This window comes from Cytophagia bacterium CHB2 (genome assembly GCA_030263535.1).
Classification (GTDB): domain Bacteria; phylum Zhuqueibacterota; class Zhuqueibacteria; order Zhuqueibacterales; family Zhuqueibacteraceae; genus Coneutiohabitans.
In genome coordinates this window covers 1-1990 of record SZPB01000640.1, presented here as the reverse complement: position 1 = coordinate 1990, position 1990 = coordinate 1, and the positions used below count along the sequence as shown (strand labels likewise).

Genomic DNA, 1990 nt, shown 5'->3' with positions numbered 1-1990 from the left:
GGGGACAGTGGTGAGGTCTGTCCATACCTCAGGATTGGCTGGCCTTTTCAGCCAATTTTTGAAAAAGAACATGAAAATTTGCCAAACTACAGTTACTTAACTTCCTTAAGGGAGGAAATGTATGGTAAAACGACAATGGCTCTCGCGGGTATCGCTGTTACTGTTCACACTCGTGGTTGCGTTAGCGCCGCTTTCGTTATGGGCGCAAACCGCGACTTTAAAGGGAACAGTGACAGATGCGGAGAGCAAGGAGAAACTGCCCGGCGCCAGCGTCGCGGTCACTTCTCCCGGCCTCGCACCGACCGGAGCAGCGGCAGATGCCTCCGGTAATTTTGAAGTGCCCAACCTGCCGGCCGGTACCTACACGATCACGGTTTCGTTCATCGGCTACGAGAGAAAAGTTCTCACGAACGTGACATTGGCTGCTGGTGAAACCAAAACAGTGGACATTGCGGTCGAGCCCTCCGGCATTTCGCTCAACCCGGTGGTCATCTCGGCTTCGCGGCGCCAGGAAAAAGCGCTTGAAGCGCCGGCAGCGGTTTCGGTTCTTGAAGCGACGCAGATCCGTGGCCGCGCGACCACCAGTCCTACCGATTATTTGCGAGGCTTGCCTGCGGTCGATATCTCCTCCAACGGCATTTCTCAAAGCAATGTGACTGTGCGCGGTTTCAACAACATTTTCTCCGGATCATTGCTCTCGCTCGTCGACAATCGTTACGCCAACGTGCCCTCGCTGCGCCTGAATGCCTACAATTTTATTCCAACCACCAGCGAAGATATTTCCCGCATCGAAGTGGTGTCCGGGCCAGGCTCGGCTTTGTATGGCCCGAACAGCGCCAGCGGGGTAATGCATATCATCACCCGTTCACCATTCGAATCTCAGGGAACGACGCTCAGCATTGGTGGCGGCGGCCGTGATTTTGTCAATCTTTCACAACGTGAGCCGCAAGGCGGACGCAACATCTATTTGACGGCTCTGCGCCATGCCGGCCTGTTGGGACATAATGTTGGGTATAAAATTTCAGCGCAATACTATAAGGGACATGATTGGGAAAGTTCGGATCCCGCTGAGCCGGATTCCATTCAACTCTATCGCCAAACCACAACGGGCAATGTGCCGGTCGGCGAAAAAAGGCTGAATTCGCGCGATTTCGACGTTGAAAAAATCGCTGCCGAAGGCCGCATGGATTTTCGCTTGAACAACGAATCCACCCTTATTTTAAGCGGCGGCTTCAACCGTGCGAGCAATATTGAATACACCGGTATTGGCGCGGGACAGGCCGTTGATTGGACCTATAGCTATGCGCAAGCGCGTTTTCTCTACAAAAACCTTTTCGTGCAGGGTTTTGTGAATCAAAGCAATGCGGGTGATACCTACTTGCTGCGTGACGGCGCGCTCATCGTTGACAATTCCAAACTCTATGTCGGTCAGATCCAGCACAGCATGATGCTCGGCCAGCGCCAACGCTTTACATACGGCGTTGACGCCCTGCTCACTCGGCCAGATACAGATAACACCATCAATGGCCGCAATGAAAACGACGATAGCAGCAACGAGTTTGGAGCATATGTCCAGTCTGAGACCCAGTTGTCTTCCAAACTCGATTTGTTGCTGGCTGCGCGTGTTGATGACCACAATCGCATTAAAGATCCGGTGTTCTCGCCGCGCGCCGCGCTGGTCTTCAAACCCAGCACTTCGCATAATTTCCGCGCCACCTACAATCGTGCGTTCAGCACGCCCTCCAGCTTGAACCTGTTTCTCGACATCTCCGCCGGACAGGATATCTTCGGGTTCCGCCGGCTCGGATTGCAGTCCGCGTTTCCGTTCGATATCACCACAGACGCGCGCACGCAGGGTGTGCCCAAATCAGGCTTCAATTTCAGCCGCAGCGCCAACGGCTTGCCGCAATTCCGCTCGCCGTTTGCTCCGGCTGCCGGCTTGTCAGCCTCAACTTATATCAACTGTAGTTTGGCAAAAATCAGTTCTTAG

1 protein-coding gene is annotated in these 1990 nt (G+C 53.9%); it reads left to right on the top strand.

Features of this window, described 5'->3' with window-relative positions:
• Positions 1–121: 121 nt before the first annotated feature.
• Complete coding sequence (locus FBQ85_29765; protein ID MDL1879318.1) at positions 122–1990, top strand: TonB-dependent receptor; 1869 nt, start codon at positions 122–124, stop codon at positions 1988–1990.

Coding starts and splice junctions, on each gene's coding strand:
- FBQ85_29765 (MDL1879318.1), top strand. CDS start 122: ATGGTAAAACGACAATGGCTCTCGCGGGTATCGCTGTTACTGTTCACA.